This is a genomic window from Streptomyces sp. NPDC103540 (assembly GCF_055584445.1).
The window spans coordinates 37,252-58,437 of sequence record NZ_JBVJMA010000021.1 but is presented as its reverse complement, the minus strand read 5'-3'; the positions used below and the strand labels follow the sequence as shown (position 1 = coordinate 58,437).

General features: G+C 69.6%; 20 protein-coding genes. 5 read left to right on the top strand and 15 right to left on the bottom strand.

The genetic code is table 11. The annotated features are described in order from the left end of the window. Positions 1-67 precede the first annotated feature (67 nt). The 3 genes from ACZ6ZI_RS35660 to ACZ6ZI_RS35650 all read right to left on the bottom strand — a co-directional run bounded on the left by ACZ6ZI_RS35660 (position 68) and on the right by ACZ6ZI_RS35650 (position 3,987). Positions 68-1,717, bottom strand: a complete 1,650-nt coding sequence (locus ACZ6ZI_RS35660) for a DUF2637 domain-containing protein (protein WP_469528204.1) — start codon at positions 1,715-1,717, stop codon at positions 68-70. Positions 1,718-1,888: 171 nt separating this feature from the next. Beyond that, positions 1,889-2,836: a ParB/RepB/Spo0J family partition protein gene (locus ACZ6ZI_RS35655; protein ID WP_469528203.1), complete on the bottom strand. Its 948-nt coding sequence runs from the start codon at positions 2,834-2,836 to the stop codon at positions 1,889-1,891. After that, entirely contained in the window at positions 2,833-3,987 is a 1,155-nt protein-coding gene (locus ACZ6ZI_RS35650) for a ParA family protein (RefSeq protein ID WP_469528201.1), read from the bottom strand. Before ACZ6ZI_RS35650 ends, ACZ6ZI_RS35655 begins: the two co-directional genes overlap by 4 nt. A gap of 138 nt (positions 3,988-4,125) precedes the next feature. Between ACZ6ZI_RS35650 and ACZ6ZI_RS35645 the strand changes: the two genes are divergently transcribed. Further along, positions 4,126-4,311, top strand: a complete 186-nt coding sequence (locus tag ACZ6ZI_RS35645) for a hypothetical protein (protein WP_469528199.1) — start codon at positions 4,126-4,128, stop codon at positions 4,309-4,311. A 230-nt stretch (positions 4,312-4,541) separates the two neighbouring features. Here ACZ6ZI_RS35645 and ACZ6ZI_RS35640 read toward each other — a convergent pair whose 3' ends face one another. The 12 genes from ACZ6ZI_RS35640 to ACZ6ZI_RS35585 form a co-directional block, all read right to left on the bottom strand. Beyond that, the gene (locus ACZ6ZI_RS35640; protein ID WP_469528198.1) at positions 4,542-5,219 is read right to left on the bottom strand and encodes a restriction endonuclease; all 678 of its coding nucleotides are present in this window, start codon (positions 5,217-5,219) and stop codon (positions 4,542-4,544) included. Between the two features lie 556 nt (positions 5,220-5,775). Next, positions 5,776-8,187, bottom strand: a complete 2,412-nt coding sequence (locus ACZ6ZI_RS35635) for a helicase associated domain-containing protein (RefSeq protein ID WP_469528196.1) — start codon at positions 8,185-8,187, stop codon at positions 5,776-5,778. Beyond that, a complete protein-coding gene (locus tag ACZ6ZI_RS35630) occupies positions 8,184-8,333 on the bottom strand; it encodes a hypothetical protein (protein WP_469528194.1) in 150 nt (49 codons plus the stop codon). Before ACZ6ZI_RS35630 ends, ACZ6ZI_RS35635 begins: the two co-directional genes overlap by 4 nt. A gap of 92 nt (positions 8,334-8,425) precedes the next feature. Further along, the gene (locus ACZ6ZI_RS35625) at positions 8,426-8,770 is read right to left on the bottom strand and encodes a hypothetical protein (RefSeq protein ID WP_469528192.1); all 345 of its coding nucleotides are present in this window, start codon (positions 8,768-8,770) and stop codon (positions 8,426-8,428) included. A gap of 200 nt (positions 8,771-8,970) precedes the next feature. After that, the gene (locus ACZ6ZI_RS35620) at positions 8,971-9,816 is read right to left on the bottom strand and encodes a hypothetical protein (RefSeq protein ID WP_469528191.1); all 846 of its coding nucleotides are present in this window, start codon (positions 9,814-9,816) and stop codon (positions 8,971-8,973) included. After that, positions 9,816-11,321 carry an AAA family ATPase gene (locus tag ACZ6ZI_RS35615; RefSeq protein WP_469528189.1) on the bottom strand — a complete coding sequence of 502 codons (1,506 nt, stop codon included), beginning with the start codon at positions 11,319-11,321 and terminating at the stop codon, positions 9,816-9,818. The genes ACZ6ZI_RS35620 and ACZ6ZI_RS35615 overlap by 1 nt, the downstream gene beginning before the upstream one ends. Positions 11,322-11,470: 149 nt before the next feature. Then, positions 11,471-12,277 (bottom strand): hypothetical protein, encoded by an 807-nt coding sequence (locus ACZ6ZI_RS35610; RefSeq protein ID WP_469528187.1) that lies wholly within the window; start codon positions 12,275-12,277, stop codon positions 11,471-11,473. Beyond that, the gene (locus tag ACZ6ZI_RS35605) at positions 12,274-12,525 is read right to left on the bottom strand and encodes a hypothetical protein (protein WP_469528185.1); all 252 of its coding nucleotides are present in this window, start codon (positions 12,523-12,525) and stop codon (positions 12,274-12,276) included. The genes ACZ6ZI_RS35610 and ACZ6ZI_RS35605 overlap by 4 nt, the downstream gene beginning before the upstream one ends. Beyond that, entirely contained in the window at positions 12,522-14,732 is a 2,211-nt protein-coding gene (locus tag ACZ6ZI_RS35600; RefSeq protein WP_469528183.1) for a Mucin-19, read from the bottom strand. Before ACZ6ZI_RS35600 ends, ACZ6ZI_RS35605 begins: the two co-directional genes overlap by 4 nt. 10 nt (positions 14,733-14,742) lie before the next feature. After that, positions 14,743-16,188: a replicative DNA helicase gene (dnaB, locus tag ACZ6ZI_RS35595; protein WP_469528182.1), complete on the bottom strand. Its 1,446-nt coding sequence runs from the start codon at positions 16,186-16,188 to the stop codon at positions 14,743-14,745. An 83-nt stretch (positions 16,189-16,271) separates the two neighbouring features. Then, positions 16,272-17,336 (bottom strand): hypothetical protein, encoded by a 1,065-nt coding sequence (locus ACZ6ZI_RS35590; protein WP_469528180.1) that lies wholly within the window; start codon positions 17,334-17,336, stop codon positions 16,272-16,274. Positions 17,337-17,918: 582 nt separating this feature from the next. After that, positions 17,919-18,683 carry a GntR family transcriptional regulator gene (locus tag ACZ6ZI_RS35585; protein WP_469528178.1) on the bottom strand — a complete coding sequence of 255 codons (765 nt, stop codon included), beginning with the start codon at positions 18,681-18,683 and terminating at the stop codon, positions 17,919-17,921. A gap of 260 nt (positions 18,684-18,943) precedes the next feature. On the opposite strand from ACZ6ZI_RS35585, the gene ACZ6ZI_RS35580 reads away from it, so the two are divergent. From ACZ6ZI_RS35580 to ACZ6ZI_RS35565, 4 genes are all read left to right on the top strand, one after another. Next, entirely contained in the window at positions 18,944-19,132 is a 189-nt protein-coding gene (locus tag ACZ6ZI_RS35580; protein ID WP_469528177.1) for a hypothetical protein, read from the top strand. Between the two features lie 225 nt (positions 19,133-19,357). Next, a complete protein-coding gene (locus ACZ6ZI_RS35575) occupies positions 19,358-20,311 on the top strand; it encodes a hypothetical protein (RefSeq protein WP_469528175.1) in 954 nt (317 codons plus the stop codon). Between the two features lie 177 nt (positions 20,312-20,488). Beyond that, complete coding sequence (locus ACZ6ZI_RS35570; RefSeq protein WP_469528172.1) at positions 20,489-20,767, top strand: hypothetical protein; 279 nt, start codon at positions 20,489-20,491, stop codon at positions 20,765-20,767. 6 nt (positions 20,768-20,773) lie between these two features. Continuing rightward, positions 20,774-21,040, top strand: a complete 267-nt coding sequence (locus tag ACZ6ZI_RS35565; protein WP_469528171.1) for a WhiB family transcriptional regulator — start codon at positions 20,774-20,776, stop codon at positions 21,038-21,040. The last annotated feature ends 146 nt before the right edge of the window (positions 21,041-21,186 follow it).

Genomic DNA, 21,186 nt, shown 5'->3' with positions numbered 1-21,186 from the left:
GGACGGCTGCGCGGGGCGGCCGGGAGCGGGGGCCGGTGACCGGTCACCGGGCCCGAAGCGGAATCGGTCAGCTGCTGCCGACGGAGCGGAGGTGCGCCCGGCCCTGCTGCCGGCGCTGCTCCTCCAGGTGCTGCTTCGCTTCGAGCACGCGGCGCTGGCCCGTCTTCGGCGAGACCTCCAGTCGCCGGGCAACCTCAGCCCCCGACAGCTTCTTCCCGGCCTCCTCAGCCTCCACCAGCCAGGAGGCCACGAGCTCGACTTCGCGCTGGATCGGGTCTGTCTCGGCCGGCACCTCATCGGCCTGCTGGCGTGGGACCCGGGCGGTTGCTTCACCCGACGCGGCCACCTCGGCCACCCAGTCCCGGCCCTCCGCCTCGGCCGGTGCCGAGAGGACGGGCTGCTCGAAGGAACGGCCCGCGGGTACGGCCGGGCCCGTGTCGGTCACCGACGCCGTCGGCGCGGGGACCACTCCGGCGGGCAGCTGTACCGGCTCGGCCGATGGCTGCGGCAGGCCGCCCTGGACACTGCTCGGCTCTCCGAAGAAGGGGTGCGGCTCCCCCGCACCGGGCTGCTCCTCGTACGCCGGATCCGCAGCCGCCAGCGCGTCGGTCACCGGCTCCGGGGCCTCCGGGGCGGGAGCCGGGAGTACGGCCGCCTCGGCATCTGCCGCCTGGAGCTCAGCGAGCACCGGTTCCAGCAGGGCATCGGGCAGAAGCCCGCCGGTGTCCTGGTCGGTCAGGCCGTAGTCCCGCGCGAGGAACGCCGCGAACTGCTCCGCGGACGGGACCACGCCGTACTGCCCGATGAAGTCCCGCCCGGCCTTCGGCAGGTCGACGAGGGCAGGTTCGGGGACTGCGTCCCAGGCTTCGGGAGCCGTGTCTGCGGCGCGGGTCGGAGATTCCGCTTCCGGGACGAGGACCTCCTCGAAGGGCGGCTGGTCGGCCGGAGGCAGCTCGGGCACACCTGCCGCTGCCGTCAGCTCCTGCTCCTCCGCCGGCGCGAGTTCAGGTTCGGGCTCGGGGCGCGAGAGCAGGACCGGGCTCAGGCCGGCTGCGGTCAGGCCGGCGGAAGCGGTCTGCGCGAGCGGCACACCGATCCGGGCCAGACGCAGCGGCATCAACGCCTCCACCGGCGCCTTGCGCCGCCAGGCCCGCCCGTAGCGGGCCTGGAGCCGCGCCTGGTAGATCAGCCGGTCCTGCTCCATGACGACGGCCTGCTCGTAGGAGCGCAGCTCCCACAGCTTCATCCGCCGCCACAGCTTGAACGTCGGCACCGGAGACAGGAGCCAGCGGGTGATGCGGACGCCCTCCATGTGCCGGTCCGCGGTGATGTCCGCGATCCGGCCTACCGCGTGGCGGGCCGCCTCCACCGTGACCACGAACAGGACCGGGATCACGGCGTGCATGCCGACACCGAGCGGATCCGGCCAGGCGGCGGCGCCGTTGAACGCGATCGTCGCCGCCGTCAGCAGCCACGCCGTCTGGCGCAGCAGCGGGAAGGGGATCCGGATCCAGGTCAGCAGCAGGTCCAGCGCCAGCAGTACGCAGATGCCCGCGTCGATACCGATCGGGAACACCAGCGAGAAACTGCCGAAGCCCTTCTTGACTGCGAGCTCGCGCACCGCGGCGTACGAACCGGCGAAGCCGATGCCCGCGATGACCACGGCGCCGGCAATCACGATGCCGATGAGTATCCGATGCGTACGCGTCAGCTGCATCGCGTTGGTTCGCCTCCCTGCTTCTGGGCCCGAGTGGGCCTCTAGATCACCGTCTCATCTCGCGGATGGCGCCCGTGGGCTATTACGGCGTAATAGGTGTCGGGTGTGGGTGGTGCGTTGCCGACCTATTACGGCGTAATAGGTCGGCGCTGCTGGCCGGGATGGTGCAGGTCACATGGCTTCGAGGAGCAGTTCTGTCACTCGTCGCACGGCTTCCGGTTCAAGCCGACCCATCACGGCCGCCGCGACGGCCTCGGGGCTTGACCAGTCGATGTCCACCTGGCCATCGGGGGTCGCCGGGGTGGGGGGTTCCGAGGCAGGTCCCTCGACCCGCGCCGTGGGGATCTCCACCGCCGATTCAGCGGGCCGTGGCGGTGAGGGGCGAGCTTCCGGTGCCGGTTCCGCCGCTCGACGTTCACGCCGGTGCTGCTCCTGCTGTGCGCGAGCGTCAGCGACTTGACGCTGCTGCGCGGGCGGTAGATTGCCCAGGCTGCGTACCTCGGCGAGGGTACGGCGGCCAGCCTCCAGGTCGCTCTGGAGCTCGGGATTGAGGTTCAGCAAGGACAGCCGTTGGGAGATGAAGCCCTGGCTGACCGAGATGCGCCGAGCCACCGCCGACTGTGACCCATGAAGATCGACGAGCTTCTGCAGGGCATGAGCCTGTTCCAGGTCGCTCAAACCTTCGCGATGGAAGTTCGCGACCCAGGCTGCTTCGAGCATGGCCTTGTCGCTGGTGGCGAGGGAGTCATTGACGTGGACCGCCATCGTCTTCAAACCGGCGTGCCGAGCCGCTTCCAGACGACGGTGTCCGTCGACAACCACATACGAGGCGTCTTCGTCCAGTTCGCCCTCGCGGTGGGGCCGGTCTCGAAGGTATGCATCCACCCGGGCGACAGTGATCGCCTGGACCTGGCCGACCTCTTGCAGGCTCTCCGAGAGACCCGTCAGGTCCCCCAAGGAGTCACGGGGGTTGTCAGGGTTGGCGCTGATCTCGGACAGCGGGAGCCTGACAGGTACGCCACCGCCAAAGGCGTCATCCTCGATCTGCCGCCTGGTGCTTCGACTCCCCGACGCGCGCGCGAAGCTTGCCGAGTCGCCCAACGTGTCGCTCTTGCTCACGAGATCCTCCGCGCGATGGTCCGCATCATCTCTGCCTGCTCGCTGTCCGGTGCGTAGGCAAGGAGCGGCTGCTTCTTCCGTACCGCCTCCCGCTGCTCCTTCAGATCGCCGATGACTGCCAGCAGCCGCGGTTCCCCGAGCTGTTCCCAGTTCTCCAGCGAGGAAGTCGCGACGTATCCGCGTCGGGCTTCGTACTGGTTGACGACGAGACCGAGGTACTCGATCTCCATGGCGAAGTCTTCGGACATGGCTGCGATCTGCTCGTTGAGCATCGTGAAGGCGGTTGCCGACGAATCTTCAGCCTGCACCGGAATCACGACGCCGGAGACTCCGGCCGACTCTCCGTCGCGTCGGCGGCCGTAGTAAAGGGCGGCGTCCATCGCGGTTCCGAGTGCGGGCGGGCAGTCCACCACGATGCGGTCGAAGAGGTGCTCCAGCGGCCGCAACGCCTTCTCCAGGGCCGACTCCTTGGTCCTCAGTTTGGACAGAGCCAGTCGAGTGTCGAGGAGGAAGGCGTCCTGGCATGCCGGGAGAAGGTGGAGTCGATCACCGAAGCGAGGGTCGCTCACAGGGGTCAGAAGCTCGGTGATGTCGGCGTCTGCGTCACCACACATGTGCTTGGAGAGTGTGTCCTGGTCCTTGCTCGGCAGTATCGTCGACATCCCCAGCTGGTCCGTGAGGTGGCCCTGTGGGTCATAGTCGATCAGGAGGGTCCGCAGGCCGAGCTCGGCGTAGGCCTGAGCGATACCGGCCGAGATGGCCGTCTTGCCGACGCCGCCCTTCTGATTGCAGATGATCTTGCGCTGTGGGATGCCGGTAGCCGCCCGCTCGCGGGGGGAGGGGTGTTCGGCGAGCCAGAGCTGGATCGACTGCACCAGCCCCTGTACCAAGGGAAGCTTGGACTCCGCACAGAAGGCACGGAGCGAGTCCCAGGTGCCCGGTTGCAGCCACGTGGCGAAGCCGACGGCGCCCGGTGCGTGGACAGGAGCACGCGAGACGTCCGCAGACATCCACTGCCCGATGGCCTCTTCGACGGCATCCTGGATGCTGACGCCGTGCTCCGCTGCTCGGATCTTCAGCTCTTGTCGGACGACCGCCGGTAGTTTGGAGACTACCTTCTCCCTGTCTCCGGGGGGGTTCTGAGTGACCATTGAGCAAGCATACTAACTCCAAGGGTGTCTGGGACGAAGACCGGCATGTCACGGCGCGGCGCGGGTGTCCGGTCTCGGTGAAGGCGGGTCAGTCTCGTCGAACCGGCGCCGACACCGCCCGACTCGTAGCTGGAATTGTTGACCGCGGTCAACAATTCCAGCTACGAGTCGGGCGCGATCGTCCCGCGACCAACCGCTGAAGCAGACCTGCTTCTTCGACAGCACCTCGGCGGTACAGCAGCCGAACAGGCAGAGAACATCGTTCGGGTGCTTTCGCAGACCGAGCTCATGGAGCTCGTCGAAGAGCCTCACGAACGGATCTGATCCCAGGGAGGGGAGGGCCGCACTGTTCAGGCGGCGTGCCCTCCCCTCCCGCCAGGAACTCTGATCGGTATCGGCTGCCGGCCGGTACGTCGCCAGCGCGCTGCGGCGAGGTAGGTCGGAGCGCTGGACTCAGACCGGGGGAGCGCCCCGCAGTACCGCCTGGTCAGCCGGCTGATCCAGCCGCTGTTCGCGCCGGCGCCGCCCGTTTCGGACCGCTCACGCGGATCGGGTCAGAACTCGTTTGGTAGGGATCGCCGCTCGCGCCGAAACAACGGATCCCGCCGTCTGGGCGCGGGAAGCTGGGGGAGGAGTGACCACAGGGGTGTCGGTCCTGCGGCCCACCGACTCAAAAGGGCGCGGTCGACCAGGTGGAGTCGCTGGCTCTGGGCGAACCTGACCGCAGGCGCGGTGATCCGACCGTTGGTTACGAGGACGACGACATCACCCCCGTGGACAGGGCGACCGGTCCCGTTGAGGACATGGAGGTCCGGCGTGCCGACTGCGGCCCCTGCCGTTCCATCACGGCGGTGCTTGCACTGAATGACCCAGCGCCGGCCTGCTGGGTCGGTGCCCTTGACGTCGGCTCCGTTGTCGCCGGCGCCACCGACGCGGATGGCATCACGGGCGCCGTCGCGGCGCATCAGGTCCCGTACGGCTTCCTCGAACTCGGTGTGATGCAGGCCGTCCAGGAATCGGATGTCCCAGCCTTCTGGCCGACGGCGCCGTCCGATCCAGGCCGAGGAGCCGCGCCGTACGGCTTTGACGAGGGGGAGGATCAGCACCCCGGCAGCGAGGGCCGAGGCGGCGACCACGGCAATCCCGGAGCCATGGAGCTCCAGCCACTGCCGAGCCTGCGGAACGAAGACGGACACGAGCGCGGCCGCCGCCAGAAGGCCGGCCGCGTCCATGCCCCGGCTTCCCTTCCCTCGGCGCGCGGTTCGGCGCCCTCGTCCTGGTCGTCGTGGAGCAGCGGTGCGCGTCGGGTAGCGACGTCCGGTCATGGCCGGCCTTCCTGGAGCGGGGCACGGCGCCCGGCCCCCGGGAGCGCCGGTGGGCGAGCGGCCGCCTCCCACCGGACGGCGGGAGTCTTTGACCAGCCTCCTCAGCGCGGCTTGCCCAAAGGCTTGCCCTCATCGCGAAGAGACGCAGGGGAGGCTTGCCCAACAAGGAGCACGGCGAGGGGTTCAGCCGGCCAGATCCGCGCGCAGGTGCTCCTGCGGCGCCAGAACACCCATTTGCCGTAATCGACGGCCCCTCCAAGAGGCGGAAACGCCACGAGGGGCCGTCTACGGACCCCCCAGGTGATCAAAGGTCGATCCATACCAGGCATGCCGAGTTCGTCGACCCTAGGGCCCATTCTGGGTGTCGGTTTTCGGCGCTGATTGCCAAATATGCCGGATTGAGTCCCCGGGTTGGGTGATCTTGCCTGTGGGCTCCCCAATTGGGGAGCTGCGCGGTGGCCCGCTACGCCCAGCGCATGTCGAGGGCGGACAGTTCCTCGACCCGCTGCCCCGAAAGTTTCCCGGCCTTGACACGCTGTTGGCTGATCCAGGCGCCGAGCCGCACCTCTTCGCCGTCGACCGGTTCGGTGTGACTGCGCGGTACGTCGAGGTTGCCGACTCGGGCCCGGTACTGCGCAGCAGCCCGCAGGTTGTGCGCCCACATCTCCTCCCGGGTCCGCTTGGCGGGCGCGGGCGCCGGCGAGATGCCGAGCTCGGCGAGCAGCTCCTGCTGCTCCCCCGTCAGCTTCCCGAATCCCTGGCGCTGCGCGGCGATCCACCGGCCGAGGTCCTCGCCGTCCTCGATGAGGAGTTCGGGATCGGCCGGGAGCGCACCGCTGGCGTTCACGTGCCGCTGGGTGAGACGGAAGGCTCGCTGCCAGTCGATGCTCCACTCCGGGCACCAGCCGGGGTCGATCTCGGCGAGGGCGGCGCGGCGCTCCGGGGACAGCGGGGTCTTCGCCCTGCGGGCGGCCGCGCGCTGGTTCTTCAGCCAGCGGCCGACCGGGTAGCCGTCGAGGGCTGCGTCCACGGGGGCGGCCAGTCCGACGCCGGAATCGGCGGCCCAGGCGGTGGCCGCGGCCAGGCCCTCGTCGAAGCGTGCGTCGAAGAGGCTCCACAGGATGCCGAGCTTCTCCAGCTGCACGATCCGGTCGCCGTCGAGGTTGCCGGCCTTGTAGTGGCGGCGGCAGTCGGCGATCCAGACGCCGAGCGGGAAGCCGGCGGGGGACCAGGTGTCGGAGGTCCGGAAGCCGTACGGGACGCGGAGGTCGTCGTGTTCGGCGCGGTAGCGCTGGGCGGCCTGGAGGCCGCGGCGCCACTGCACTCGCTCGGGGTTGAGGACCCGCAGCTGGACGAAGCTGGCCAGCTGGTGCGCGTCGCGTGGCTTCGAGAACCGCAGGAGCCCGCGGGCCGGGGCGCTCACCGTGGCCTGGACGTCGTCCGGGGCATCGTCACGGTCGGCGGGTTCCGGGTCGCGGCTGTCGGTGCGTGCGGAGGTCAGGTTGCCCGGGTTGGTGAGCTGCTCAATGCGGGTGTCGTGGGCGCGCAGTGCGGCAAGGAGTTTGGCCAGGCCCGCGTACGCGGGGGAGGTGAGCAGCGACTCCGTGCTCTCACCGGTGGCGAGGAAGGCCGGCACGAGGAGGGTGGCCATCTTGCCTTCGCCGGGGTGCATCCGCAGGGCGCGGCCGACGGCCTGGACCAGGTCCGGCATCGAGCCGCGCACGTCGCAGAAGATCACGCCCTCGCACTCCCGGGTGTCGACGCCCTCGCCGAGAACCTTCACGCTGGCGATGAGGGAGAGCCGCGCGTCCTGCCCGCTGTCAGTCAGGCCGGCCGCGAACTGGGTCAGGACGTTGCGCCGGTGGGCCGGCTTGTGCTCGCCGTGCAGCCACTGCGCCCAGACGCCGGTGTCCTCCTCCGACTCCTGCTCGCCGTCCTGGTGGCGGAGCTCGCGGGCCTTGCCGGGCAGCCCGACGGCGAAGGCCTCGGCCTCGCATACCCGCTGGTGGAAGGAGAGCACCCGGCGCAGGCCCTCTTCCTCGGCGGCCTTGAGGGTGGCCGCCTGGAGGGCGCCGAGGCGGAGGCCGCGGACGGCTTCGGAGTCCTGGCCGGCGGCCAGCAGGGCGGCGTTGAGCTGGTGGTCCTGCACGTCCACGATCACCACCTGGTACGGCGCGACGATTCCGGCCTCGATCGCGGCGTCCAGGGGCAGGCGGTAGGCGACGCGGCCGAACGGGCCTTCGGGGTCGTCGGTCATGGAGGCGACGAGCTCCTCGCCGTCCTCGTCCTCGCCTGCGGTCCAGATGCGGGGGGTGGCGGTCATGTAGAGGCGGGCGGCGGCCGGGATGCGCGCGTTGTCGTGAACGACGGCCCAGGGCTTGCCGGCCCGGCCGCTGGTGCGGTGCGCCTCGTCCACGACGATCAGACCCCAGGGGTCCAGGCCGGCTTCGTGGGCGGCCTCCAGGATTCCGTTGCCGAGGGAGGCATACGTCGCGAAGACGGTGACGCTCTCGTGCGCGGTCGTCATGAGCCGCACCAGGGTGTGCGGGTCGGTGGTGTGCGGGAAACCGGTCCCGTGGTCGAGGGAGGACACCCCGAGGAAGACGCCGGTGCGGCCGCCGTCCCGCCAGGCGCGGGCCGTCTGGTCCAGGAGGTCCAGGGAGGGGACCAGAACCAGGACGCGCGCGCCGCCGAGCTGTTCGGCGGCGCGGACGGCGACAAGGGTCTTGCCGCTGCCCGTAGCCATGATGACCTGGGTCCGCAGGCCGGCGGCGGGAAGCTCGGTGGGGGAGCGGGGGGTGAGTTCTTCGATGGCTCGGGCCAGGGCCTCGCTCTGGTGGGGGCGCAGCGGGGGAGCGGTGCGGGTGTCGGTCATGTGCTCGCCTTGCTCTCGGGGCCGTGGGGCTGGGCGGCGGTCGGGGTGGAGAGGTGTGCGTGGTCGGGGCAGAGGTCGCGGCCGTCGCGCAGCCTGCGCCATCCGCGTGCGCGCAGCCAGGCGCGCAGCGCTCGGTGGTGGGGCATCGTGACGGGAGCGAACCACTCCTGATCACATTCGTCGTTGCTGGCGCCCGGGCCGGTCCAGTCGCACCTGATGGTTGGGATGATTCCGGCGGTCACGGCCGCAGGTTCCCGGTGGCCCAGATCGCGTACTCCTGACGAACGTAGCCGCAGGGGTCGGCCGCCCAGGTGGGGTGGTCGGTGGCGAGGGGGCCGGCCGTCGTGCCGTTCGCGGTGTCGAAAAGGGTGAGCTTGTCGATGCTCGTCCGGAGTGCCGTCTGCACTTTGCCGTCGGCGGGGTCGGCACCCATGGTCTGCCGGTCGGTGAGGGCCGCGTGGCGCAGCAGCCAGTCTCGCTCGCTGATCCGGCCCGCGCGTCGCAGGCGCATGAGCTCCTCGCTCTCCTCCTGGATCAGGGGGGCATTGACGTAGGCGCCGTGGACGGGCGGGAGGCTGTTCATCGGCTGGTCCGTTTCGTCGGGGAGTCCCGCCAGGGCGTGCGGGTTTCCGTGGTCCGCGGAATGCGAACACACCACCAGTATGCATTCTCTTGAAATGCATTTCAAGAGAATGCATTAAGGTCTAGCGGTCCGCATGCGTGTCCGGTCGGTCGACCTGACAAGTACTGCGGATCAGCTCCGCCCAGCCAGGTCGCGGGCGGTCAGATCTCGTTCATGCCGCCGTCGAGGTACCAGTCGCATTCAGCGAGGGCGTACAGCCAGGCCGTTTCCCAGCCGTTCGGGTCTACGTCCGCAACGCTCTCGGCGTCTTCTACGAGTACGAGCCGCAGAGCCTCACGCCCTGAGGCTGCGTGGGTGCGCGCGTCTCTTCTGCGCCGGGCGGCGAGACGGCGCGCCGCTTCGAACCGAAACTTGGGGTCCAACTTGTAGCGACTGAAGTGGTACTCCAGTCGTTGGGCCTTGAGCCGCGGCCAGTCTTCTGGGGGGCGGACGGAGAACTCTGCAACAGCGCCCTGGTCGGCTCGGAGGATGCGGGCGAAGAGCCACCGTTCCGTTCCGAGGTCGTCGAAGTACGGGTGGAACGGCTCCTTGGCCGGATCAGTTGAGAAGTGTTTCCCCTTGCTCTGGTTGCAGGGACCGCAGGCAGGGACAAGGTTCAAGGGCGTGAGCGCCAGGAGGGGGAAGGTGTTCTGCGGGGCGTGGTGGTCGATCTGTTCCGGTTTCGCGACCCCGCAGACGGTGCATCCGTGGATCGCCGCCGCTTTCAGCGCGTTGTAGAGCTGCTTCCCTCCGCCACCGACGAACGCCTTCTCGTAGGTGGCGGAGAAGCGGCTCTTCACCTCTTCCGTGAACTGGCCTCCAGACCCGGAGTGCAGCAGCGTGAACAGGGCGCCCGCTTCGCCCTCAGCCTGGTACCGCCGCTCCTGCACTATGAGCTCTGGAAGCCGAGCGGCCATCTCCTTGTCCCACCCCTGCTTCTCCAACCAGGGCGTGCAGGCCTTCAGCACGTCTTCGACGGTGATCGTCGGCTTCTCCGGCCACCGCATCAGCGTTCCCCTCGTGTCTGCGAGAACGTCATAGCGCGCAGGAGAGCGCGGGCTTCAGCGCCCAGGCCTGTAAATCGGCGGGTGATCTCCGCGTAGGTTCCGCCGTTCGCGACCTCCGCAGCGATCGCGGCGTGAAAGCCCGTCGAGGTCACTTCCAGGCCGAACACGTCGTAGGTGAGCTCGCCGACGCTCTCGCCGTATGTTTCAAGATCAGGACGGCGGGCGGTGAGCTCGTCTCCGTGGCGTTCCAGTGCGTGGACGCACGAGGCCGGAACTTCCTGCAGCACGACGGGGGAGTGGGTGGCGACGACCGCCATGCCGTTGCGGTCGGCGAGCAGGTTGGACAGCGCGTTGGTCAGGGCGGCGAGCAAGGGAGGGTGCAGGTGTGTTTCCGGCTCGTCGATCAGGACCAGGGTGCGCTCGCTGACCACTTCAATGAGCCGGGTCACCATCAGCAACACCACCTTGTGACCAGAGCTCAGGTTGTCGAAGACCTTGCCCATCTCCCGTTCGAGCGTGGAAGGGCGGCCTTCCCTGATCATGGCCTCGATCACGTCCATGTCCCCGTCGAGGAAGCCACTCGCCCCGTAGTTGAGGGTCCCGATGGCCTCACGCCAGCGGACGCCCCGTGCCCCGACTCGCGCAATGGCGAAGCTGCGGACGAACTCGTCCCTCAGCTCCTCGTCGGACTTGAGGCGGTCTTGGTGCTGGTGCCGGAGGCGGATGAAGTGGAACGGGATTCCCGCATCGTCCGCGAAGGCGTACGAGTGGCGGTCGAAGGGGCTGAATCCGATGACGACGCAGCTGGCGAAGCGGCCGGCGTCACCCCCGGGATCTGGGTCGTCCTCGACGTCGAGTCGTACGTTCGCGGCCGCGGCCGACATGGCGTGGAGCAGGCTCGACTTCCCGACCCCGTTACGGCCGATCAGCGCGTGCAGGTTGGTCGGCGGCAGGCTCCCCGGCGTCGACTCGAAGTCCAGCCTGGGAGCAGAGAGCAACCCCTTCTGCTCCGGCGTATACGACCACTGGAAAGGGACGATGCGGGCGCGTACCCCGAGGGCCACCTGCCGGGTGCGTAGCAGGTCCTTGTAGGTCCGCCCGCGAAGCAGAGACGAGGAGAACACCTGAAGGCCGACCATCGCCTGATCCGGCAGCTCGGTGTAGGCCACATCCTTCAACGCGTGAAGGATCTCGTTGGCCATGGATCTGCCCAGGTGGACTCGCAGGACCTCGTAGTAGTCGTCCTCCATCCCCAGGCTGAAGTAGCCGTCGTCCAGCGACTCAAAGCGGTCCGGAAGTCGATCTGTTGTGCGGTTCCATCCGGATCTCGTCATCTCAGCGTGCCCGATTCGAAGGAAGCCGACCGTGACCACAGAGGCATCCTGAAGGCGTACCAGGAGATTGAAGGTGGTGACGAACCCGTGGTCATCCCAGCTGTCCTTCACCAGGTAGGCACCGCGTGCCTGGGGGATCGTGGCTTGCCACTCCAGCACCCGGAACTCCAACGCAACTCCCCTGTGTGCTCGACGACCGCTCTGGCCGCTCTGTAGGCCGCAAGCATGCCAAAAGGCCGTGCACCCGCGCCGTGTCCACGGAGAGTTCCGGTTCTCAAGCAGCGTTCCCCTCGAAGCCGCTGCTTCGAGGGCAAGCGCTTCTAGTCCTGGGGCTTCCAGGCTCGGATTTCCAGGCCGATGATCGGGGTGCCGGGCTCGATCTTGTCGGTGTCGACCAGCCACTTCTGCACCGCGGCCGCGACGTCCCCGCCGGAGGCGTCGACCATGGCCTTGAACTCGGCCCCGTCGAAGCCCTCCTCGCCCGAGCCCGGGCCGCCGCGGTTGTCGGCGTAGGCCCGCTCCTCGGTGCCATCGCGGCGCTGGACCACGTTGCGGCGGACGCCGGGGGAGTCGGCCCGGCGGCCGGCGTCGTGCTTGAAGGAGCCCCTGCGGGCCCGGACAGTGAACGCGATCTTCCCGCCGTTGGCGGCCGCGTCGTCGACCACAGGCCGCAGGCGACCGGCGCCCGAGGCGATGTGCTGCTTACCCGCCTTGGCCAGAGACGAGGACCAGGCCCTGACCAGCTTCCCGTCGGCGCCGATGACCGCCTTGCCCTTGGCGTCCTTGACCGTCCGCTCCGCCCGTACCCGGGCCTTCCCGCGTACGCGGGCCTTGTAGCCCTCCCTGTTGAGCCGCGGCTGGACGTGCCCGGCGGCCAGGGCCTTCAGGCTCGCGAGGTCCCGGGGACCGCCGGCCTGCACCTCCTGGACCACGGCCCGCAGCGCCTCCACCATCGACGCGCCCTTGTTCTTGGTGAAGAACTGGGAGACCAGGCTGGGGTTGCGGCCGAGGATCTCGCCGACCTGCTTCCGGCTGAACCCCTCCCTGGCCAACTCGTCGGTGAGCCGGGCGGCCTCGTTGCGCTGCGCGCCCCGGCCGCCCGCCGGCCTCCTCCTGCGCGGTGTCACGCCGCCACCTCCTCGTCCTCGTCGTCACACTCGTGGTCGGAGTACACCGGGCGGTCGTCCTCGAACAGGGCGTCGCCCTCGTCGCCGCAGCCGTGACAGCTCCACTCCGCGCTCCACACGACCGCACCTTCACGGCTGCAGTCGTGCTCGGAGTTGACGGTGTCCTCGTCGTCCCACATCGCCTCGCCCGAGGCGCCACAGGCGGGGTGCTCCCACTGCCCGCCCCAGACCACGTCGGCGCTGCTCACATGCCCTCCGATTCGTACGCCTGGCGTCCCAGGCCTTGCAGGTAGTAGAACTCCTCGTCGTTGCGCGGGGTGGTCTGCTCCCAGGGCATGCGGCCCTTGAGTAGGTAGTCGCCCGGCTCGCCGCCGTACTCCCAGTCGACCGGCGCCGAGGTGTAGATGGCGTCAGTCCGGAAGGCCAGGATGCTTTTCCCGGGCAGGTGCAGCGCACCGGCCTTCACCGGCTTCCCGGTCTGCGGGTCCTTCGCGCTGGTGCTTACCGACAGCAGGGCCGCCCGGGCCGCCGACCACACCCCAGCCGCCCACTCCGGGTGGGCGTACTGGTCCCGGGCGAAGCCGGCGTTGCGCTCCCAGGTGACGTGGGTGTCGGTGATGCCGGTCAGCCGCGCGCCGTCCGGCAGATCGGGCACCTCGCCGCCGGCGCCCAGCTCCAGGGAGCCGGTCGTGATCCGGGGCCGCTGCGCGAACGTGCCGATGCCGTACAGCAGGATGCTGCGCACCGCGCGGGAGGCCAGGCGGCAGGCCTGCTTCTGCTGCTCGTCGCCGTGCATCTCGGAGATGGCCCGCAGGGACCGCCAGGCCTTCTGCAGCTTGGTGCTCCAGCTCTTGAGGGGGTCCCCGGACTCCCACAGCAGGCCGTCGAGGATCTCGATCCGCCACGGCGCGATCGGGTTGCGCAGCGCCAGGTTGACCTCGGCGCCGCCCGCCCAGGTGGTGAAGGTCCGGCCGCCCTCGTACGGGTAGTGCCAGGCCCGCTCCCCGGGCGCCGGCGCCGGGAGCAGCCCGACGTGGGTCCAGCCCTTCGGGATGGTCACCCGCACCTGCCAGTGCGACGGCGCGAACAGCGCGTTCGTCTGCTCCTTCTCCGTCATCGCCGCGAAGGCGGCCGCCGTGATCCGCCTCGGCACGCCGACACCGGACGCCCAGGTGTGCTTGGCGTACGCGAAGGTCCGGTCGAGCTCGAACCATCCGGGCACCCGCTCCGGAACGCGGGGCGGCGTGATCAGCTCGGTCCGGCCCTGACCGGCGGTGGCGTGGAGCAGCCCGCGGATCTCCTCGGACATGACCGGGAAGCCGTCCGCCCACTTCGCTCCGGCCTTGGCCGGGATGGTCCGCGACCACAGGTCCCGGCCGGTCTGCGACGGCGCGCCCATGAGGACGACGTCCTCGAAGTGCGGCCGCAGCGCCTTCCACAGCTCGACGAACGCGGCGCGCACCGTCGCCGGGTCGGCACCCTCAGGGTCGAACCACTCACCGACCGAGCGGATTTCGGTGTGCTGGTCGCCGCGCTGCCACCGGCCGACCGGGTTGCGCGGGTGAACCAGGTGGCCGGCCTGCCGGTCCTTGCCGCGCGAGGACTCCACCGTCCAGCCCTCCGGCAGCGGGGAGTTCAGCCAGGCGGCGACGGCGTCCTTGAGGAACTCGTGCCGCTCGCTGCCCTGGTGCCAGGGGTCGCCCGCGGTGATGTAGATCCGCTCGATGGTGGCCGGGGCCACCGCGTAGACGGCGGTGAGGATCTCGGCCACGGAGGACTGGCCGAGGTCGAGGCGCGTCGTGCCGCCCTGCCACACCAGGACGCCGGTCGAGGCGTCGAGGAACGCCATCCCCCGGGTGGCCTGCTTGAAATTCGGCCGCTTCGACGCCAGGCCGGGCTCGGCGCGGAACCAGCCGTCGCCCTCGGCACCGGCAGGAATCGACGGCAGGACACGTTCGGCCTCTTCGGGGTCGGCAGCTGCCGGGGCCGGGATGTTCTCGGCCTGCCGGGGCTCGCCGAGCACCTCCAGGTCGAAGGCGCCGTAGGCGGTCGCCGCGCGCAGCCGAGCAACGGCACCCGCCCCGTCGGTGGACCCGCTGTCCGGGTCCGGTGCCGCGGACGTTTCCTTGATCGGCTCTGCGGGCGTCTGAGCGGCCGACTGATCTTCCGTGGCGGTTTCCGTCGCGGGAGGCTCCGCAGGCGCCTCAGGGGCGCCCTGAGGGGCCAGAGAGGGCACCAGGGCCACGATGTCGATCACGCTGAGGCCGGCGGCGGTCGCGATCCGGTCCGAGGTGGCCTTCGCGTACCCGCCGAGCTGCCGGATCTGCTCGGCCCGGCGGTCGTGCAGTTTGTCGACCTTGGCCTGGAGCTGGACCAGCTCGCGCTCCAGCGGCTTGAGTTCGTCGCGTACGGCCCGCAGCGCACTGAGGCTGGCCGAGTACTCCTTGTTGTCCATCTGGTCCCCCTCAGGTGTTGGCCATGTCGACGAAACGCGACATGTAGAGCTGCTGCGCACATGTGATCGTTGCGGTCGGCCCGTTGCGGTGCTTGCCCACGATGATGTCGACCTCGCCCGCCCGCGGGCTTTCCTTCTCGTAGGCGTCGTCCCGGTACAGCAGGATCACCATGTCCGCGTCCTGCTCGATCGAGCCGGACTCCCGCAGGTCCGAGACCTGAGGCTTCTTGTCGGCCCGCATCTCCGGCCCGCGGTTGAGCTGCGAGAGCAGGATGATCGGGAGGTGGAGTTCCTTCGCCAGCAGCTTGAGGCTCCGCGAGATGTGGCTGACCTCCTGCTCTCGGTTGTCGTGCCGCTTGCCACCGCTCTCGATCAGCTGCGCGTAGTCGATGATGATCTCGGCGAGGTCGGGGATGCGGGTCTTGAGCCGACGGCACTTCGCCTGGATCTCGGCCAGGGATCGCGCGCTCTCGTTGATCTGGAGCGGTGCTTCGCTGTACCGCTTGGCAGCGACTGCAAGGCGGCCCCAACCTGCCTCGTCGAGCGTCCCGGAGCGGATGTGGTGGAGGGCGACGTCGCCTTCAGCTGACAGGCACCGCATGTTGAGTTCGTCGATGCTCATCTCCAGCGTGATGAAGGCAGCCGGGCGGCCGGCTCCGGGGATGGGCTGGCGGTTCTTCCCCCGCGGCATGGTGCAGGCGCGCGCGAAGTCCATGGCGAGGGTGGACTTGCCCATGGCAGGCCGGGCGGCCACCACGATGACCTGGCCCGGCTGGAAGCCGTTCGTCAGCGAGTCGAGGTCGGTGAATCCGGTTGTCACACCGCTGAGCTCGCCGCCCTTCTCGGCGGCCTGGATCATGTCGAGCGTGCCTTCGAGCGTCTCACTCGGGGTGAGGAAGTCGTCCTTGCGGTCGCGGCCTTCGGTCACTGCGCCGATCTCCGCAGCGGCGGCCGCGGTGATCTCGTCGAGTTCGCCGACGCCCTCGTACCCCATCTGGACGATCTTGGTGCCCGCGGCCACGAGCCTGCGCAGGACGGCTCGCTCGCGGACGATCTCGGCGTAATGCTCGGCGTTCGCGGCGGTGGGGACGGACTGGACCAGGGTGTGCAGGTAGGAAGCCCCACCGACCCGCGCGAGCTCGCCGGACTTCTTCAGGGCATCACCGAGGGTGAGTGGATCGACAGGGTCGCCCTTGGCCGCCAGGTCAAGGATCGCCCGGTAGATCACCTGGTGCACGGGACGATAGAAGTCGTCGGCGGCCAGCAGGTTGGAAACCTCGGTGATGGCGATCTTCGACAGAACCATGCTGCCGAGAACCGACTGCTCCGCGTCGAGGTCCTGAGGAGGAACTCTCTCGAACGCCTGCCGGTCGGGCTGCTGCCGGGCGGAGCGGAAGGTGGGCTCGATGTACGGCTCCTCCTCCACCGGCGACGCGGGGGGTGGGACACTGGTCATGGATCTCTTCCTGTCAGGTAGGGGTCTGGAGCGGCGGCCGGTTCTTAGCGGGAGCGGCCGCCGCCGTCATGTTTGCGCCTGGGTCAGACAGCCGGCCGACGCAGGCTGTCAAGCAGCGTGGCGACCTTGTCCGGCATCGGGACCGGTACGAAGTCGGGGTCCTCGACAACGGCGGGGCGCTGCCTCGGAACGTCCTTGCGGGCCAGCCGACGGGGGAGGTCCTCGATGCGGCTCTTCAGCACCCGCATCGGACGCTTGACACCCTCGGGGTTCGAAGTGAGCTCCTTGACGAGGGCGTCGTCCAGCTCCCAGCCCTGATCCGCGACAACCGCAGCAAGCAGCGGAGCGAGGCTGCGCACCGTCACCCGTCCTGCGGTCCAGGGGCGGGGGAGCTCCTGGAGGAACTGGGACGCTGCCTCGATCTGCTTGGCGGACGGGGTGGGGTTCGTCGTGCTCTCCCCCTCCTCCTCCCGCGCCGCAGGCGCCACACCATCCGCACCTGTCCCGAGGGGGTAGGGGGAGGAGGTATTTACCTCCTCCGGGGGGTGTGGGGGGGAGCCCGTTCCACTTCCGGTGTTCGCGGACGTGGGCTGACCTGCGGAAACGAACGATCCTCCACGTCCGCGAACACCGCTTCCGCGAACACCGGAAACACCCTTACTTCCGCGAACACCGGAAGTGGGTCGACCTGCGGAAACACCTGTTTCCGCGAACACCGGAAGTTTGGTCCCGGACTCCTCGGCGGGGCCCTCGGGGGAGTAGTCCGGATTGTCCTCGAAGTGCTCGTACACCTCGTACGACGTCAGGCCCCGGTAACCCTTGCCCTTCGGGTTGGGGATGGTCGTGCGGCGGATGAAGCGGGCCTCGATGAGCCGGGCGAAGGACTCGTAGACGGCGTCGCGGCCCACGAGCTCGGTGCCGCTCTTGGCCGACCGCACGCCGGCCTCGCGCACCGAGGCCACGATCCCGGGCACCGTGACCTGGGCGCCGCTGTTGATCGCGAAGAGCACGTGGAGGTAGACGGCGTAGTCGAGCTGGTGCGTCAGCCGGCCGCTGAAGGCCACGGCTCGCTGGACGGTGACCGCGCGCGCCGGGGCCTGGCCCCGGACGATGGTGGCCGCGAGGTCGAACTCGGGGCGCTCGCTCATGCCGTCACCGACTCGCGACGGCAGCGGACGGTGGGCTGCACGGTACGGAGGCCGACCTCCACCCACGTGGTGGCGGCCGGAGGGTAGATCGGGTTCACTGCACTCCTCCTGACGGAAGTTGTGCCGTGAACTCTCCACATGGGGGCTTGCCCGAAGGCTTGCCCACGCCTCGAAAGGCCCAGGTGGGGGGCTTGCCCATTTCGGCGAGGCCTGGGCAAGCCCGGCCCCCGCGGCTGTGGGCCCGGGGGTGGTACGGCCGCGCGGGCGGCGTTGTACTGGTTTGACACGCAAAGATCCCTTGTTCAGGGAGCCATGGATCAGCTGATCAACTGTGACGCGGACCACCTGGGCAGGGGTGTGCTGGGCTTGCCCAGGGATCGTTGTCTATTCTGTTGGGTAGGTGACCAGCGGGCCCCTGGCGGTCCAGGCACCCAGCGCGGTCACCGCGCTGAACCACGACTCCGGATTGCTTGCCGGCAGGGGAGTCGCTCGACGGCCGTCCTGTGTCACCAGGGCGGCCGTCCTCGTTTCTGCGGGGTGGTTATCGTGGCGCGCCAGCCGTAGGTCCGCTTACTGGCTGGATCAGGAGGCGTGCTCGCCGAGAGGGAGGTCGTCGTAGATCAACTCCAGGCGGTCGGCCGCGCCGACGACCTGGAGAACTTCGACTGGGCGGCGGCCCGCGTCCCGAGTCACGCGCTGTACGAGCAGCAGGGGCACGGCCGCTCCGACTGCCAGGACGGATGACTCGTCCCGTGTTGGCATGCGGGCCGTGACGTGCTCGTCGGCCCAGCGAGGGGTCAAGCCGCCGCGCTTCATGGCGCCGTATATCCCGCCGGCGATCGTCTGCGGTCCGTCCAGGCCGAGTTCGGCGGCCAGGTCTGCCTCGTACCAGGCGGTCTGCACCTGGATGACGTCGTCACCGATCGAGGCGTGGCGGGTACGCCGCACGACAGGGGCGCCGTGTGCGATCCCGAGCGCCGCGGCGACATCCCTCGGTGCGGTGGTGCGATCGACGCTGATCGCCTCCATGCGGCCGTCCAGCCCTTGCGCGGCGGTGGCGGACTGCCAAGGCCCGAGGGGGCTGTCGGGTCGGTTCACCCCCTGGTATCGGGAGAGGGGGACGCGGATCGGTGTTCGGTCCCGGACCACAGTGCCGTGCCTCGGGCGGCGTACGACGTATCCGCGTTCGACGAGCTCCCGGTATGCCCGATCAACGGTGGTCTTCTGCTCCCCCAATTCGATCAGTTCCCTGTTGGTCGGCATCTTCGCGCCGGGTGGAAATTCTCCGGCGTCGATGCGGGCCGCGAGGCGATCGGCGAGGTCTTTCCACTGCTGGTGAGCGGGCATTGCGATCCCTCCTCTCTGAGGTCGATGACTCCAGAGTACTGCATTAAGTCGGGTTGTTGACAGAGTCCACGCTGAGTGTCATCGTCGTTACGTCGCCAGCCGAACCGGGGTCGCATCCCGAAGAGGTACTGGCTGGCATATCACTGCCCTGTCCGGACTGGGGGTCGCATCCCCGGAAACGACGCTGCGGGCTCGGGGGTCGCATCCCCGGGCCCGCAGCTGGGCGGCTCCGTCTCGACCGAACCGAGAGGAAGACCACCGTGCGCAACATCATGCCGGTTCCCGATCTGTGGAACAGCATCACCCCCGTGAACACCGCGAAGTCGAGTGCCGCGCTCAACGCCTGGGCCGTCTGGCCGGCGCCTTCCGCGTTCCTCGCGCCGCAGGCCCCTTACACCGGCGGCCCGACCAGCGCCGCCTGCCCGGCTTCCGCTGCCAGCAGCGCATAACCCAAGGCGCATCAGCCGTAGAACAGCAGTAGGTCGTCGGCCCCTTGGGGCTGCCGGGGTTTCAGAGAGCTCCATCAAACTCCCCCGGGATTCTCAACCTCTGCCGCACGACGCAGCGCTGTGCGCTGTCCGCGCTTCGGGAACACCGGGTGTCATCCACGGACCTGAAGCGCGGAGAGAGCACTGCCATGCGCCCTCATGCCACTCCGCCTCAAAGGAGTTTCCGTGCCTGCCGAACCCACCGGGCGCCCTCGCCGGAGCCGGGCCCGCTCCCGCAACGTCAGCCCCCGCCCCGCACTCGCCTTCTCCCAGCTCAAGCCGCATGAGTACGACATGACGCCGCTCTGCACGTCCCTGGTCTGCCCGGACTGCGTCACATGGGTACCGATCACCGGCGTCAACAGCAAGAAGCCGAAGATCGTCCCCCACGACGCGCGAACCGTCCGCAACGGCGTACCGGTTCGCTGCCCGGGCAACTACCGGCTGGTCATCCTCGATGTCACGCCGGAAAGGCAGAAGCAGCTCCTCGCCCGTGCGGGCCTGGCGCCCTCGTCCCGCCGTTCGGCCCGCCAACACCACAAGCCCCTTTCGGCCCCTGCCGTTCCGGTCTCCCGGATCAACGCCGAGGTCACGCTGGAGACGGCCCGCCAGTCCTACCTCGCCCACCGCAAGGGCTGCACGCTCTGCGTCAAGGGCCAGCACTGCGCGGACGGCGGCCTCCTGGCCCGCCGGTACGTCCTCGCCCTCGACCAGGAGCCCGCCCGCCGCGCCGCCCGCGACGAGCAGGAACGCCAGGAGCGCCGCACCGCGCGGAAGCTCACGGCGCCGGCTGTCCGCAGGGCGCAGTGGACCAAGCACGGCGGCGAGGCGGTCGAGACGGCGAACAACCGCTGTGCCGAGCGCATCGCGGGCTCCCTCTCCGAGTTCCGCGGCCCCCAGGTTCCCGAGGCGCCGCAACACCCGGAGAGGCACGACCAGCGCCAGGCCGAGCTGGGCAGGCACGCCAGTAACGGTCATCTGGCAGAGGGGGCTCCCGCGCAGCCCGAGTGTGTGCACTGCGGGACCACCGAGCTGAACTTCGTTCGCGCAGCCGCTGCCGGATGGCGTCAGGTCCTCCGCCGGACCCACTGCGGTCGGTGCGCCGGCCGCTTCCCGGCCTGGATGCGAACCCAGTTCTGACTCGCACCCGGAGACGAACGACCACGGCCCCGGCCGCCCCGCTTCACCAGGGGGCGGCCGGGGCCGTGGCTGCTCGTACAGCAGTCGACTCCCCCACGGGGGAGTGATCGCGACAAGCACCGGGGGCCTAATCCCGGCGCTGTCTTGCCAGGTCACCTTCTGGAGAGGACGACCCACATGCAGACCAGCATGGCACGCTCACTGACGCCTCCCGCCCCGCGGGCCGGAAAGTACGACGACTTGGAGCGCGAGGACACCGACCTCGGCCCCGAGCGCGACGAGACCGACTCCTTCCACTCGCTCGTGCGGCACCTCGTCGCCGACGGCGACCGCCGCGCCCTCCAGGCCGGCCGCCGTGCGCGCCGGGTCCTCACCGACATGGTGGCCCCCGGTTACACCCGGCCCTCGCTCCTCACCCGCACGACCGAGACGGTCTCCAGCGGACAGGGACGGTGACCGGCCATGGACTGGCGCCACAACGCGGTCTGCCGCGACGAAGACCCGAACCTCTTCTTCCCTCTCGGTAACACCGGCCCGGCGCTCCTGCAGATCGAGGAGGCCAAGGCCGTCTGTCGTCGCTGCCCCGTCATGGAGGCGTGCCTGCAGTGGGCGCTGGAGTCCGGTGAGGACACCGGCGTTTGGGGCGGGCTGTCCGAGGACGAGCGGCGGGCGATGAAGCGCCGCGCTGCCCGCAACCGGGCCAGGAACGCGGCGGGCGCGGCGGGATGACGGACGCCGACCAGAAGCGCCTGGAGGACAACCTCCGCCGCACGAACGAGGACCACGACCTCGGCCGGCGCCTGCACGGCTGAGGCCCCATACGACTGACCGTGGTGCGGGACGGACACCCAACTCCGATCCCGCACCGCGCCGCT

What these genes read in the sequence shown, in the direction of transcription:
- ACZ6ZI_RS35660 (WP_469528204.1), bottom strand. Translation starts at nt 1,717, where the DNA reads ATGCAGCTGACGCGTACGCATCGGATACTCATCGGCATCGTGATTGCC.
- ACZ6ZI_RS35650 (WP_469528201.1), bottom strand. Translation starts at nt 3,987, where the DNA reads ATGGTCACTCAGAACCCCCCCGGAGACAGGGAGAAGGTAGTCTCCAAA.
- ACZ6ZI_RS35640 (WP_469528198.1), bottom strand. Translation starts at nt 5,219, where the DNA reads ATGGACGCGGCCGGCCTTCTGGCGGCGGCCGCGCTCGTGTCCGTCTTC.
- ACZ6ZI_RS35635 (WP_469528196.1), bottom strand. Translation starts at nt 8,187, where the DNA reads ATGACCGACACCCGCACCGCTCCCCCGCTGCGCCCCCACCAGAGCGAG.
- ACZ6ZI_RS35630 (WP_469528194.1), bottom strand. Translation starts at nt 8,333, where the DNA reads ATGCCCCACCACCGAGCGCTGCGCGCCTGGCTGCGCGCACGCGGATGG.
- ACZ6ZI_RS35625 (WP_469528192.1), bottom strand. Translation starts at nt 8,770, where the DNA reads ATGAACAGCCTCCCGCCCGTCCACGGCGCCTACGTCAATGCCCCCCTG.
- ACZ6ZI_RS35620 (WP_469528191.1), bottom strand. Translation starts at nt 9,816, where the DNA reads ATGCGGTGGCCGGAGAAGCCGACGATCACCGTCGAAGACGTGCTGAAG.
- ACZ6ZI_RS35600 (WP_469528183.1), bottom strand. Translation starts at nt 14,732, where the DNA reads ATGGACAACAAGGAGTACTCGGCCAGCCTCAGTGCGCTGCGGGCCGTA.
- dnaB (WP_469528182.1), bottom strand. Translation starts at nt 16,188, where the DNA reads ATGACCAGTGTCCCACCCCCCGCGTCGCCGGTGGAGGAGGAGCCGTAC.
- ACZ6ZI_RS35590 (WP_469528180.1), bottom strand. Translation starts at nt 17,336, where the DNA reads ATGAGCGAGCGCCCCGAGTTCGACCTCGCGGCCACCATCGTCCGGGGC.
- ACZ6ZI_RS35585 (WP_469528178.1), bottom strand. Translation starts at nt 18,683, where the DNA reads ATGCCCGCTCACCAGCAGTGGAAAGACCTCGCCGATCGCCTCGCGGCC.
- ACZ6ZI_RS35570 (WP_469528172.1), top strand. Translation starts at nt 20,489, where the DNA reads ATGCAGACCAGCATGGCACGCTCACTGACGCCTCCCGCCCCGCGGGCC.
- ACZ6ZI_RS35565 (WP_469528171.1), top strand. Translation starts at nt 20,774, where the DNA reads ATGGACTGGCGCCACAACGCGGTCTGCCGCGACGAAGACCCGAACCTC.